Here is a 13,408-nt window from a genome sequence, read left to right on the forward strand (position 1 = left end):
TTATCGAAGATGGCAGATAGCTTCAGAAGACGATGGTCTTGTTACCGTGCAACAACACCCTGTCTTCCAGATGGCTGCGCACACCGCGCGCCAGCACCATCTTCTCAACGTCTTTACCCAAGCGCACCATATCTTCCACGGTATCGTTATGGCTGATGCGGATCACGTCCTGATCGATAATCGGGCCGGCATCCAGCTCAGAGGTTACATAGTGACAGGTTGCACCAATCAGTTTCACCCCACGCTCTGCCGCCTGATGATAGGGTTTGGCGCCAACAAAAGACGGCAGGAAGCTGTGGTGAATATTGATTACCTGGCCGTGGTAACGCTCACAGAGTTCCGGCGGAATAATCTGCATATAGCGCGCAAGCACAATGGTATCGGCTTTGTGTTCTTCGACGATGGCGTTAACGCGGGCAAAGTGCTCAGCCTTATTCGCCGGATCAACCGGCACATGGAAGAACGGAATTCCGTGCCACTCAACCAGCGAGCGCAGAGTGTCGTGATTGGAAATAACGCAGGGGATATCACAGACCAGTTCTTTGCTGTGCCAGCGATGCAGCAGATCCACCAGACAGTGGCTTTCTTTGCTCGCCATCAGGATCACTTTCTTCGGCACGCCCGAGTCGTTCACCTGCCAGTCCATATCGAACTCTTCGGCAATCGGCGCAAACTCTGCTTTCAGCGTTGCCAGATCAAAGGGCAGTGAATCAGCACGGATGCAGTGACGCATAAAAAAGCGCCCGGTAACCGGGTCAGAATAATGGTTTGCCTCAACAATCCAGCCACCATGTCCGGAAAAGAACTGGCCAACTTTCGCTACAATGCCCACCCGGTCCGGACAGGAAATCGTTAATCGGTATACTCGTTCCATAGAAATCCACTACTGGCTCATACAGCTGCTACTCTGGCCCGAAAGGCTATTGCACCTGCGCGGGGGAAGTGATCAACTGAAGCCAACTAAAAAACAATAATAAGTATCGGAGAGACGCCTATGTTACTCCTTAGATCCCTGATTCTCACCCTGTTTGTCGGCTTTTCAGCCCAGGCGAGCAGCAATTCTCTGGAACAGAATGTTTTCGACCTCAGTGTCGGCGTCAAGACACTGCTGCTGCGTTACTACCACCTGCAGGCCGATGAAGGTAATCAGCAACTTCTGAACGAGCTGAACCGTTATCTGCTTGTCGTCGGCGAGCAACAGCAGAACGTCAGCAATGAGTTACGCAACCTCAAGCTCAATAATGACAGCAACCCTCAGCAGAGCGTCGACAGCCACTGGCAAAAGTTCCGCTCACTGATGCAGCAGAACATTCATGAAATTGAAGTGAATGACTTTCCTGAACTTCAGGTCGTGGCCATGATGCGTGATGCATCCAGTGCCATGATCAGCGAGCTGGAAAAAATCGGCGATGAATTACGCCAGAATGGCGAGTTCTCCGTTTCCGCTATAGAAGACTGGACCCGCAGCCAGAAGCGGCTGCTGCTGGGTATTACGGAACGCTATCTGGAACGTGCCGCATCCTCAATGGGTGCCCCCCTCAGCAATGGTCAGGATATCAACCAGCTCTGCCAGGAATTCTCCGCCGGGCTTAACAGTCTGAACAGTGCCGATCTGAATGCCTCAGCCCTCGCCTCACTGCAGCGCATACGCAGCCAATGGTTGTTTATAGAAAAATCCGCCACAAATGTCGAAGCCAAACTAGTCCCCTTTCTGGTAATGCGTTACACCAGCACCATGGTTGACCAGCTGAGCCGCATTGCCGCCAGCTGACTCTGGTTTATTTTTCCAGAAGCTGGCGCGGGTCTGTGGCAGCATTCCGGTTAACCTCCGCTGCCGACCGTATACTCAGGCTTAAAATCCGGTCGGCATCCACCGGTCCCAGACATTCACAAACGCCGATATAAATAAAATTCAGCAAGCGTTTTAAATCAACAAGAGCTGAATCACCAAGCACCAGGGGATGCTTGTCATCCCCCCACAGATTAAATGAGTAAGCCAGTTCCTGCGAAATACTGTGACGCAAGGATTGCTCCATTGCATAGCGCTTAACAACCCTTGCCGTATCCGAGCGCAGCTGACCAAACAATGTCGTCAGTACCACCTCATAAACATCCGTCCAATCCTGCGCCGGAAACAACTCCATTTCATCCAGACTGCCACTGCGCTGCTGAGCAGACTGATATTTCAGCATTTCATCCATAGGGTCTGGCTTTAACCGGGCCCCGTCATCCATCAGAATACCGATTAATTGCCGGTATAACTGAGAACGGTTATTTGCGACTTCCGGGATATCTTTACAGTCAGACAGAAAACCATTCAATTCAAACTGTGATTTCTGCGCATAATGATTCTGCCAGCGCCACATGGCACGCCATAATCCATCTCCTTGCAGGGTTTCCTGCAGAACCGTAAATACCGCCCGTCTTTTTGCTTCGATCGTCATTGTCATTATCGGCTACTCATGATTCACGATGATAAGTAACGTTCTGATGAAACTCCGGATAACCCACTTCATCATGCTCGGTAAAATCAAGACCCTGTTGTTCATGCTGGGTACTCGCACGCAAACCGATCACGCGATCAATCAGGAAAAACAGAATAAGCGATAACGGAAAGGCCCAGAAAAACGCCGAGAAAATGCCCACTAACTGCACCGCAATCTGCGATAAATCAAACATATTATCTTTCAGGAAAAGCCCTGCAGCCAGTGTCCCCCATGCCCCGGCAAAGCCATGCACAGGAATAGCACCCACCACATCATCCAGACGACGGCGTTCAAGCCAGGCTGCCCCATAAACCGATATCGCTCCGGCAATAAGACCAGTAAGTGCAGCGAACTCAGGTGCCATTGATGCACAACCTGCCGTAATTCCGACCAAACCGGCAATGCTGCCGTTAATTGTTGAAGTTAACAGCACCGGACGTCTGGTTATACGGCTGAACAGCAAGGCTCCCGTTGCACCAGCCGCCGCGGCCAACTGAGTATTGAGTACAATCAGACCGATTTCCGGACTGGCCGCCAGCGTACTGCCACCGTTAAAACCAAACCAACCCAGCCACAGAATAAAACCACCCAAAGCGACCAGCGAAAGATTATGGCCCGGAATACTTCGCGCAGCACCGGTGGTGCGATCAAAACGTCCGGTACGTGCCCCCAGAACGATAATGCCAGCTAATGCGCACCAGGCCCCCACGGAATGAACAACTGTCGAACCGGCAAAATCGATAAAACCCAGCTTAGCCAGCCAGCCTGAACCACCGTACATACCACCCCATACCCAGCTGCCAAATACCGGATAAATAAATGCAGTAATTACACAGGTGGCGATCAGGTAGGCATCGTATTTTGTCCGTTCCGCCATAGCTCCGCTGCAGATAGTTACGGCTGTTGCGGCAAACATAATCTGGAATAACAGCACGGTATAATCCCAGGATTGGCTTTCTGCTGAAGTATTAAAAAGCGCAAAATGACTGGCACCAAAAAAGCCGGTAAAATTTTCACCAAACATCAGGCCATAACCAACCAGCCAGAAAATAAGGCTGCCAAGACACACGTCCATATAGTTTTTCATCATCACGTTAACGGCATTTTTTGCCCGTGACATGCCACTTTCCAATAAAGCAAAACCCGCCTGCATAAAGAACACGAGAGCAGCAGCCATGACTACCCACAATGTGTTGATACTCAGCTCAACCGATGTTTCTCCTGCCATAACAGGAACACTCAGAGTGCTTAATACTGTCCACATAATCCATTTCATAACATTACCTGTTAACTGCCGGGACGGAGTTTAAAAACGCTCTACTGCTTCGCACGTTCTCACCTGAATTGGTTATCAGCAAAGGCTGTGCCAGATAAAAACAGATACGATTCGCCCCAGATCCGGAACAGGCCATCACAACAGAAGCACTCCCGGCACCACGAAAGTGCATATCCATTCTGAAGCGCACCAGCTTCAGGCTGACAGAACAACAAGCGCACTGCTATATTGCAGAGAAGGAACTTCAGGCAATGGTCAAAAGCAATGTCATTAATCGTGTTCGACATGGGCATCCGGGTTGAAACCCCTTTGCGGCCAGATAAAAACCGGATAAAAGCCACCGCAGCATCGTCTGCAGTGCAAAAGGTCAGGCCCGGGGATTCTCAGTCTCCAGCGGAGCGGCAGGCTCAGCAGGTACTGGAGCATTATGCGCATCCGCAAAAAACACCGGATTCAATCGCCTTTGCAGCCGATATCATGCATACACCGGTTCTCACCCTGACACCGGACGATACCGTTCAGGATGGCTGGAATAAGCTGGCAGAGAGTGGCTATCACCACCTGCCTGTCGTTGACCAAGAAAATAAAGTCCTGGCGATCATCTCTGATCGCGATCTGATGCATGCTTTAATGCAACAAAACATCCGGCCGGGGAACAGTGAAGATATATGGGAAAATAATATCCTGAATTACGCTATTCACCCGGTAATTTGCGTGATGAAAAATGCCGACATCCGACAGACCAGTAACATTCTTTTTGAATACAACATCGGTGCCCTGCCCGTTATCGATGACAATCAAATCCTTTGCGGCATTATTACCCGCACCGATATTCTGAAACTACTCCGGCATTACGGCCCAATGGAACTCTGGGCGTAGATATCATACGGAGGTAAGGAGAAACCATGACAAAACACTATGAGCTGATTCACCCTAAAACCCATCTGCGCGTTTTATCACGTTATGAAATACAGCAATTACGGGAAGTCGGAAGTGAAATTCATGAACTGGTACGGCGTTGCTGCTATGCCGTACTCAGCGCTGGCAGTCAGTCAGATAACTATCTCGAACTAAAGGAAGAATTCCGCAACTTTAATATTCAGGTTCAGCAGGAAGACCGCGGTATTGTTCTCAGTCTGAAAAACCCTCCACAGAGTGCGTTTGTCGATGGCGAAATTATCCGTGGTGTGCGGGAGCAATTATTCTCTGTTTTGCGTGATGTACTCTATGCACAGGAATCGATTCTTAAGGCGCATCGTTTTGATCTGAATAATGGCGACGACATTACCAATGCAGTGTTTCACTTACTGCGTAACGCCAACGTACTGAAACCGGATCGGTTACCGAACCTGGCGATCTGCTGGGGAGGCCATTCGATTCCGCGCAATGAATACCAATACACAAAAGATGTTGGTTATCAGCTCGGACTACGCGGCTTAGATGTCGGCACAGGCTGCGGCCCGGGTGCAATGAAAGGTCCAATGAAAGGTTGCGCTATTGGCCATGCCAAACAGCATAACCGCGATGGCCGCTATATCGGTATTACTGAACCGGGCATTATTGCGACCGAAGCCCCGAACCCGATTGTGAATGAACTGGTGATTCTGCCGGATATTGAAAAACGTCTTGAAGCTTTTATCCGTCTTGCCCATGGCATTGTAATTTTTCCGGGAGGGCCTGGTACGGCCGAAGAACTTCTGTATTTACTCGGCGTACTGTCACACCCGGACAATCAGCAAATTCCGTTTCCGATTGTGATTACCGGCCCAAGCGAAACAGAGGATTATCTGCGCGCCATTGATCGTTTTATTGGCACAGCGCTTGGAGCCACAGCCCAGCAGCGTTATCAGATTATTATCCAGGATGCAGAAGCAGTTGCGCGGGCTATGAAAGCTGGGATCGCCGAGGTTGAACAGTATCGTCAGTCCAGCAACGATGCTTATTTCTTCAACTGGGCTCTGACCATTGCCGAAGATTTTCAGCTACCGTTCGATCCGACCCATGAAGCCATGAGCAACCTGTGCCTGAGCAAATCACTGCCTGGCCATGAACTGGCTGCTAATCTGCGCCGGGCCTTTTCCGGTATTGTTGCCGGTAATGTGAAGGAAGTGGGGATAACCCGCGTACAGGAGCATGGGCCGTATCAGATACAGGGAGATAAAAGTATTCTGGAAGGCATGGATGTGCTGTTAACCGCGATGGTAAAACATGGTCGAATGAAGATCAGCGGCGACTATACGCCCTGCTATGAAATCGTGGCCCGCTAAAGAAACAAAAGAAAGCGGCTGGTGATCAGCCGCTTTCTAGCACTCAGTAATAACTGAGAATATCTTTAATACCGGTATCCTGCTCAGCCTCGACCGTTTTATGTACCGTTGTTACCGGTTTAATCACGGCGTCACGTCCCAGTCTGTAGCTTTGCTCTTTTACCACAACCTGATATGCCTTATTCAGCATCAGAGCGCGCTCTGCGCCCGGCAGCAATAAATGACTGATATCCTGCGATAACTTTGAGAATTCCTGAACTTTAGGGCTGCGGTCAGAATTAAAAAACTTATTCAGTACCTCTTCATTATCACGGAATTCATTACCGGTTGGATTATGTTCAAGATAATAAGCATATTCTCCACGGCCATCCTCACGTAAAGGGTCTGCTATACCTTCAAGTCCTTTTTCCAGCCAGTGATACCAGCCATCACGGAAACTGCCATGATCGAATTTACGGGCAAATGAAATAGTAGTGTCATTGGAGGAGCCGATATAACCATGACACCCGGTACAGAAATACGTTTCTTCATAGGTTTGCGGCCGCAACTGACCAGCATCATCTTCAATAAACCCCTGGTACGTCCATCCCTGCGCAACGGTTAATCCGGACTCCATATCCCCCAGCGCCACTTTCGTGCGGGATGGAAAGTCGTGACGCTCTTTGATTTCGTCATCAACAATCCCCCGTAACTGGTAATAGTTCCTCCAGGAGTTCTTTTTCGAATAGCGTACTTCTTTCATACGCTTAGCCATTTTCACTTTGCCATCCGCCACATCAAGATAACGTACGGTATGTAGAAATTCGGTGCCTTCCGGGTACAAACGCGCCGCCAGATGCACGATACCTTGTTCCTGTAATGCTTTGGCTTTTCCGACATAACTCATCAGGCGATTTTCTTTTGGCATCCAATCATACTTTACATGCTGAGCTATCGACAGAACGCCATTTTTATCCAGATCGACGCCGTAAGCATTTTCATCAACGGCAGTAATCGGGATGTCTTTTTCTTTAATCAGTGCTTCAACAATAGCGAGATTAACAGCGTAAGTAACAGGATCGAATTGTCCATCACTGTTTTTACGGAATGCTTCAGGCAGACGAATCATGACATCATCCGTCGAACCATTGGTTGGCATAAAGGTTCCCAGAAAAGGGTAATAGGCAAAGACACGCCAGCCGGTATATTCACCGGCAGGTGAAATATCAAATCCCTGTGCATTAAAGGAGAAATAAGCATCCGGTATATAGCCATCCCATTGGCCGTTTTGGTTCCGGTCCCATTCTGCTGGTGGGTTTGCCAATTTGGCTGACAGAATAATTCCGCCATTATCAGAGAAATAGTTGTCCTGCCTGACGTAAGAAAGTATTTCCTGATCTGACACCTTAGCAATGGCTTCTGTACGGTCTTTAAACAGGTTATCCCAATTATTTTTCAGGCCGGTTTCAGGAAAATTATAAGCAGTCTGAACATCAGTATCATTGAGATAGTTTGGCCGTTTGCTTTCTGTATGACAGGCATAGCAAGGATTCTGGATGCCCTGATCGGATACCGGGTCGGTATAACACTGGGGCGGAATATAAGGCACAGGATTTATAGTAGTATCATCCGTTATATCAACCACCGTTCCGAACGAATAACCGGAGGCAACCGGATTCACTTTGCTGGCTGTCGGTATATTTTGTGCCGTCCCGGCCTCAGGCGCGCTGGAATGATCACTTTCAGAGGCGGTGAAGCACCCGGACAATACCGAGGACAACATAGCAACAATAAACAGAGGGTATGCTTTCATAAATCTACCAGAAACAAAAAGGGGCAGCCGTAGCTGCCCCTGATCTTAAGCGCCGAATATTACTGTACGTTTACAGCCGGGAAAGGCCCAACGTAACCGGTGTAAGCACGGGCTTCACCAGCACCAGTATTTTTATCTTTGTCAGACTCGCCATAAGGGTGCTGAACAACAGTGGTCAGGTAAGACCAGCCATTGATGTTCGGGTACCAGTATGGAGAGGTGGTTTCTGAGCCATATGGAGTGGTCAGAATACGGGTCAGTTTTTCAGTAGCAAAGTCATACGCCCAGATAGCATCATTCTGGTGAGTAGAACCTGCATCTTCACCAATAACCAGCATGTCGTAGCCCGAGATATAGGTAACGTTATCTGGCTCGGCAATACCATCAATATGGCAGCTGTTCTTGGCTTCAAAACCAGCAACCTGTGGATCAGAAGCAGTAACCGGGCGACCAGCAACCAGACCATACATATTGCGGGCGACATAGTTGGAGCCGATTACTGAATCCGGGCCCAGATCCATCTGATAAACCGCACCACACTTGTTCTCAGCATCCAGCTGCATATGGTCAGGACCACCAACATCACCAGAAGTACCAGCCAGCATAGCTTTGGTAACGTTAGACATGCCTACGTACATTTTATGACGCTTGCTGTCGTAGGTAATACCTTCTTCCTTACGGAATTCTGTGGTTGCACCCAGCATTGCGGCATAACGACGGGTTTCCAGACGTGAAGCCACTTTCTCCATACCGGCTTTAACTTTCAGACATTCCTGACCGACACCGTTAGCACTGATAGAAGTAAAACCAGCACTACATGCATTCGCAACAGGAGCTTCAGATTCAAAGATATCGTTGAAGGTCACTTTCGTTTTACCGTTAGTACCATGCACGTAATCGCTGATTTCAGTATTGGTAGCGTGACCCAGGCTGATCCAGGTCAGATCCGCTGCACCAACACCGGTAGAATCTGTCTGATTCCATTTAGCAGCATAAGTAGTACCAGCACTCAGATCACCGGCAGTATCAGCCACAAACATATACAGACCAACGTTAGTACCGTCATCAGTCATATAGGCTGTTTTTGAATCAGGCATAACGTAAGACAATTCAAACGCCAGACGACCCATGGCATAGTGTTTTTCTGTAGTGACAGCAGCATTTTCTGCAACTGTTACTTCAATATTCCAGCCGTAGAAATATGGGTTCCATTCGGTCGCATCGGCATAGTAATCGAGCATCGAAGCAGAGTAGCCATTAGCAGCCGCTTCAACGCTTGTTGGCTGTGATTTCGCATCTGGCTCATATTCTTCTGATGCCAGGTGAGTAGTCCACGGAGTAACAGAACCTGCACAGTGAACCCAGCCACCGTCAACACCAGACTGATCAATCTGAGTTAAATTGGTAACACTCAGCTTGCCATTGTCTTTATTCTGATCCAGTTCCAGCAGGAACATCGCACCAGGACGGTCTTCAAACTGGGAAACAGAATACAGCTTATTGCCGATTGGCAGCAGGGAAGTAAATTCGTTGGAATCAGAAATACGTGTGGAACCGTCATCTTCTTTCAGTACGGTACCGGCTTTGTCTACCAGCTGGCCAAAGGCAACACCGCTGATAACATCACCAGAGCGTGCGAATACATTATATTCGCCGCCATAAATTTTGCCGTTTACGATAGCCTGAGAAACGGATACTTCACGTTTTTCTGCATCAGTGGCGGGAGCATTGACACCAACAAATTTCATAAATGCCGGGCTGCCGTTATTACCGTCCTGACCATTGCTACCGTCCTGACCGTTACAAACCTGTTGAGTGCTGTCTACCTCAGCATCATCCAGCACGCCATTGCGGTTATCATCGATACCACTTTCAACTGTAATACCACCATTGGCACAAGTTTCGTTCGCCGCAAAAACGGTGGAACGGGTAACGGAAGATGAAGATTTTGGAGTGTTATTATCTTTGTTATTGTTATCACCACCACAGGCAGCCAGAGTGGCTGCAGAAGCAACGATCATCGCCTGAAACAAGCGCTTCTTTTGAAAAAGTTCCATAGTCATCTCTCTCTAAGACTATCTGATTAGGAGTTATTTCCTGAGGCGCTAGGCTAGTAGAGAAAAATGACAGTAAGCGTGCAGTTTTATGACAGATATACGACAGTTTTATTGCAGCTATCAGTAACGTCTGACCTGAACCACCACCCGGCGGTTAGCAGCGCGTTGTTGTTCAATTGTCTGGGCGGGATCCATTTCTTTTGGCCGGCTGTCGGCAAAACCCGAGGCCTTCAGACGCTCCTTGGCAACGCCCTGACTCATCAGATATTTAACAACATGAGTCGCTCTGGCTGCTGACAGCTCCCAGTTGGAAGGAAATTGCTCATTGGCAATGGGGATATCATCGGTATGACCTTCCACTTCAATCATATGTGTTTCGTGACTGGTGTCGCGGATAATGGCAGAAACTTTTTCCAACAGAGGAACCGCACCGGCTTTTAAATCAGCAGATCCAGAGTCATACAGTGCAACATTCGCAAACTCCACCTTAACGCCGCGCTGATCCAGAACGACCGACAACTGATCCTGCAGACCATTCTGTTCGATATAATCATCCAGCGCTTTTTTAATATCGGTAAAGGGCGTTGTTTGCTGACGGTCAGTCATTACCGTCGATAACCCTTCCTGCAGTGCTTCTACTTTTCCCTGATCAATATCAGATACCGACAGAATCATCACAAAGAAAGCCAACAGCAACGTAATGGCATCGGAATAAGTGATCAGCCAGGAACTGGAAGAATCGTCAAAATTAGGCCGGCGACGGCGCAGGCCACGGCGCTTTACGGCCTCATCCACGGCATGCCTCCGGGTATATCAGCTCAGAGTTCTTCATCGGAAAACTGCAGACGAACTGACGGTTTAAGAAAGGCGTTCAGCCTGTCCTGAATAAACAGAGCATCACGTTTTTCCGCCAGCATCACGAAACCTTCAGTAATCAGCTGATGGCGGTAATAAAGTGCTTCCTGCTTTTCTGTAACCTGATTGGCTGCCGGTTTAAAGAATAAATTCGCCAGTACCACACCATACAGAGTGGTAATTAATGCCAGTGCCAACCCCTGCCCTAACCCGGCCATATCGCCGTTCAGGTTATCCAGCATGATAATCAGACCAATAATAGTACCGACCATACCAAACCCCGGGGCATAGGTTGCCATGGTATTCAGCACCTTGGATTCCAGCGTATGCCGCTGCCAGGTGGCATCCATGGCATCACTGAGCATAATGCGGATTTCGTGGTTTTTATAACCCGAGCCAATCAGCTCCATCGCATGACACAGATACTCATCTTTGCTTTCTTCTTTGCTCAGACTCTGCTCAAGGGCACTGATACCTCCCTGACGATACAGGTTGCTCCAGTCAACAAAGCGGCTGACCAGTGTGCGCAAATGCTTTTGCGATGTGGGAGTATGGAAAAAAGTCTGCACCATACTGCGCATGGCAATCAGAACATCACCGCTGCTGTAGCTGATCAGTGAAGCCGCTAACGTACTGCCAAGCACCAGCGCCAGACTGGAAAGGCTCATAAAAATCTGGTGATGATCGGTACTGCTGATAATGGCAAATGCAAACAGGCTGATACCAGCGCAAAAGCCAATCAGGGTGCTGAATGAAAACATCATTTATTCCTGCCCCTGCGACTGTTTAGCAATAGGCGCCAGCTCTTCCATAGAGAAACGTCCGGCTTTCAGTACATCACGCATTTTCTGCACAACCTGTTTGCGTCCGGCTTCTACCGTTTCCTGCGCAATGTCAGCTTCGGTTGTTTTCAGTTCAGCAATAACGGCTGCGCGCAATTTAGCAGGCAAGGCGGCCAGCACATGGCGTTTAAATTCAGTTGATGTATGACATAAGGCAGCGGCCAGAACACCGCGGTCTATATCGCGCAGCTCATTCGCCAGTACCCGCTCCGGAGCGCGGGCCATGTCAGCAAAAGTAAAATACACCTGACGCAGACGGTAATAGGTTTCCGGCTTTTCGCCTTTTAAGGTTTTCAGTAAGCGGGTTTCTTCCGCACTGTTCATATTATCCAGCATGCGGATCAGCACTGATAAACCATCGGCGCTTATGTTTTCAAAGGTCGGTACCGATAACGAAGCATGCGCCAGACGATCAGCTACGTCGCGGAAAGCGGATACCGGCAGAGTGTCGAATTGTCCGAGTTCATAGGCTACAGAAGCCTGATCTTTTTCTTTCATACGCTGAATAATATCCGCCGCCCGTTCAGCCGGAAGCTGCGACATAACCAAGGCTTTAATGCGGGTGTCCTCATCTTTAATCAGATAAAGCACCTGCGAATCATTGAGTTTTTCCAGAAACGAAAACGGTGAATTGCCCGCAGAGTTATCTGCCAATCCCTGCTGCAGGCGCTGCTGGAAAGCACTGAGGGATTGCAGCAGCATCTCATTATTCCAGTCCGTTTCGCTGCGCTGTTGTTCCAGCTCCTGCCACTCGGTGCTGGTTAATGCAGGAACAAGGCTGCGCAACAAAGGCTTACCCATTACTTCAAGCATTGCCGTTGCTTCGGAATACTGTTGTCGCTGCAGTCCCTGCTGAACCAGCTGCTGAAAAAGCTGTGGCTGAGACAATCCGGATGACACCAATGCCTGACGCACCTCATTAACCTGACGCTTCAGTTCAACCTGCTGATCATTTTCCTGTGCAACCACGGCACGGCTATCGCTATATCCGTTATCGGAACTTGTGGATACAGGAGTACCTGCGGCAGGAATCATCCGGCGGCCTAATGCGCGCATTCCTAAAGCTATGACCAGTAAGACAAGCAGCAATGACGCCAGCCAGAACCAGAGCGCATATTCCTCCCACAGGCTGAGAGCAGCAGGTTTGTCATTCTCCAGACGTTTAAATTCGGTACGGACAATATTCAGCGTATCACCACGCAATTCATCCAGCTGAGATTTACGGGTAATCAGGTTGCGTAAGAATTCAACCTGTTCATCATTCAGCGTACGGTCAACAACCAGAGTAATGGTCATTTTTTTAATGCTGTTGCGAAAGCCCAGTGTTTTTTCACGAATGGTCTGAATCTTGGTTTCGGCTTCCTGTTTCAGCTGATCGGCATAATTGAGTACATCGGTACGTTCACGCTCCAGCTGCTGCACTTTATTTTGCAGTGCCTGAATTTCCTGTTCGTTTTCTTTCAGCAGAGGAAGTTCGTTAACCGGCAAACCGGGCAATGCCTCCAGTTCATCCGCAGCAAAGGTTTTTACCGTACGTGGACGGATTTCGGTAATGGGTTGACGGGCAGGCGGTTTAGGCAAAGAAGTGGCAGGTGATGCCGGCTCATTGTTTTTCACCATGGTCCGGGTTTTCTGCAGTGTCGCTTCAACCTGAATAATAAAGCGGTTATCACCCAGATAAGATTTGATATCCCGTGCCAGGCGCGCTTCCATTTCATTCTTAAAGCGCGCCTCTTCCAGATCATCTTTCTTAACCGGAACTTCATAGGCCTGTTCTTCAGCAGCGACCAGCAGTGAGACGAAGCACAGTAATACAGTAAGAATTCTCATCGG

General features: G+C 48.9%; 11 protein-coding genes. 3 read left to right on the forward strand and 8 right to left on the reverse strand.

Translation table 11 applies throughout. The annotated features are described in order from the left end of the window. Window positions 1–22: 22 nt before the first annotated feature. Window positions 23–874: a formyltetrahydrofolate deformylase gene (gene purU, locus MT343_RS15520; protein WP_145466381.1), complete on the reverse strand. Its 852-nt coding sequence runs from the start codon at window positions 872–874 to the stop codon at window positions 23–25. Between the two features lie 120 nt (window positions 875–994). Here purU and MT343_RS15525 point away from each other — a divergent pair, with 120 nt between their 5' ends. Further along, window positions 995–1,771 (forward strand): hypothetical protein, encoded by a 777-nt coding sequence (locus MT343_RS15525; RefSeq protein ID WP_145466382.1) that lies wholly within the window; start codon window positions 995–997, stop codon window positions 1,769–1,771. Between the two features lie 7 nt (window positions 1,772–1,778). Here MT343_RS15525 and MT343_RS15530 read toward each other — a convergent pair whose 3' ends face one another. Together MT343_RS15530 and MT343_RS15535 are read right to left on the reverse strand one after the other, a co-directional pair. Further along, window positions 1,779–2,444 (reverse strand): hypothetical protein, encoded by a 666-nt coding sequence (locus tag MT343_RS15530; RefSeq protein WP_145466383.1) that lies wholly within the window; start codon window positions 2,442–2,444, stop codon window positions 1,779–1,781. 16 nt (window positions 2,445–2,460) lie between these two features. Then, entirely contained in the window at window positions 2,461–3,762 is a 1,302-nt protein-coding gene (locus MT343_RS15535; protein ID WP_145466384.1) for an ammonium transporter, read from the reverse strand. A gap of 264 nt (window positions 3,763–4,026) precedes the next feature. Between MT343_RS15535 and MT343_RS15540 the strand changes: the two genes are divergently transcribed. Together MT343_RS15540 and ppnN are read left to right on the forward strand one after the other, a co-directional pair. Then, window positions 4,027–4,641 (forward strand): CBS domain-containing protein, encoded by a 615-nt coding sequence (locus MT343_RS15540; RefSeq protein WP_145466385.1) that lies wholly within the window; start codon window positions 4,027–4,029, stop codon window positions 4,639–4,641. A gap of 26 nt (window positions 4,642–4,667) precedes the next feature. After that, window positions 4,668–6,029, forward strand: coding sequence for a nucleotide 5'-monophosphate nucleosidase PpnN (gene ppnN / locus MT343_RS15545; RefSeq protein ID WP_145466386.1), 1,362 nt, complete (start codon window positions 4,668–4,670; stop codon window positions 6,027–6,029). A 43-nt stretch (window positions 6,030–6,072) separates the two neighbouring features. Here ppnN and MT343_RS15550 read toward each other — a convergent pair whose 3' ends face one another. The 5 genes from MT343_RS15550 to MT343_RS15570 all read right to left on the reverse strand — a co-directional run bounded on the left by MT343_RS15550 (window position 6,073) and on the right by MT343_RS15570 (window position 13,405). Beyond that, complete coding sequence (locus MT343_RS15550; RefSeq protein ID WP_222428432.1) at window positions 6,073–7,821, reverse strand: hypothetical protein; 1,749 nt, start codon at window positions 7,819–7,821, stop codon at window positions 6,073–6,075. Window positions 7,822–7,880: 59 nt separating this feature from the next. Next, complete coding sequence (locus MT343_RS15555; protein WP_243989417.1) at window positions 7,881–9,878, reverse strand: PhoX family protein; 1,998 nt, start codon at window positions 9,876–9,878, stop codon at window positions 7,881–7,883. A gap of 120 nt (window positions 9,879–9,998) precedes the next feature. Beyond that, window positions 9,999–10,673 carry an OmpA/MotB family protein gene (locus MT343_RS15560; RefSeq protein ID WP_145466387.1) on the reverse strand — a complete coding sequence of 225 codons (675 nt, stop codon included), beginning with the start codon at window positions 10,671–10,673 and terminating at the stop codon, window positions 9,999–10,001. 23 nt (window positions 10,674–10,696) lie between these two features. Further along, window positions 10,697–11,497: a motility protein A gene (locus MT343_RS15565; protein WP_243989418.1), complete on the reverse strand. Its 801-nt coding sequence runs from the start codon at window positions 11,495–11,497 to the stop codon at window positions 10,697–10,699. Continuing rightward, window positions 11,498–13,405 carry a FliG C-terminal domain-containing protein gene (locus MT343_RS15570; RefSeq protein WP_186435762.1) on the reverse strand — a complete coding sequence of 636 codons (1,908 nt, stop codon included), beginning with the start codon at window positions 13,403–13,405 and terminating at the stop codon, window positions 11,498–11,500. Between the last annotated feature and the right edge of the window lie 3 nt (window positions 13,406–13,408).

Source organism: Venatorbacter sp. C2-1 (genome assembly GCF_022832715.1).
Lineage (GTDB): Bacteria > Pseudomonadota > Gammaproteobacteria > Pseudomonadales > Oceanobacteraceae > Venatoribacter > Venatoribacter alkanivorans.

Excerpts from the sequence above, each read along its gene's own strand:
- MT343_RS15540 (WP_145466385.1), top strand. The coding sequence starts at position 4,027 with ATGTCATTAATCGTGTTCGACATGGGCATCCGGGTTGAAACCCCTTTG.
- MT343_RS15565 (WP_243989418.1), bottom strand. The coding sequence starts at position 11,497 with ATGATGTTTTCATTCAGCACCCTGATTGGCTTTTGCGCTGGTATCAGC.
- MT343_RS15555 (WP_243989417.1), bottom strand. The coding sequence starts at position 9,878 with ATGGAACTTTTTCAAAAGAAGCGCTTGTTTCAGGCGATGATCGTTGCT.
- MT343_RS15525 (WP_145466382.1), top strand. The coding sequence starts at position 995 with ATGTTACTCCTTAGATCCCTGATTCTCACCCTGTTTGTCGGCTTTTCA.
- MT343_RS15570 (WP_186435762.1), bottom strand. The coding sequence starts at position 13,405 with ATGAGAATTCTTACTGTATTACTGTGCTTCGTCTCACTGCTGGTCGCT.
- MT343_RS15535 (WP_145466384.1), bottom strand. The coding sequence starts at position 3,762 with ATGAAATGGATTATGTGGACAGTATTAAGCACTCTGAGTGTTCCTGTT.
- MT343_RS15550 (WP_222428432.1), bottom strand. The coding sequence starts at position 7,821 with ATGAAAGCATACCCTCTGTTTATTGTTGCTATGTTGTCCTCGGTATTG.
- purU (WP_145466381.1), bottom strand. The coding sequence starts at position 874 with ATGGAACGAGTATACCGATTAACGATTTCCTGTCCGGACCGGGTGGGC.
- MT343_RS15530 (WP_145466383.1), bottom strand. The coding sequence starts at position 2,444 with ATGACGATCGAAGCAAAAAGACGGGCGGTATTTACGGTTCTGCAGGAA.
- ppnN (WP_145466386.1), top strand. The coding sequence starts at position 4,668 with ATGACAAAACACTATGAGCTGATTCACCCTAAAACCCATCTGCGCGTT.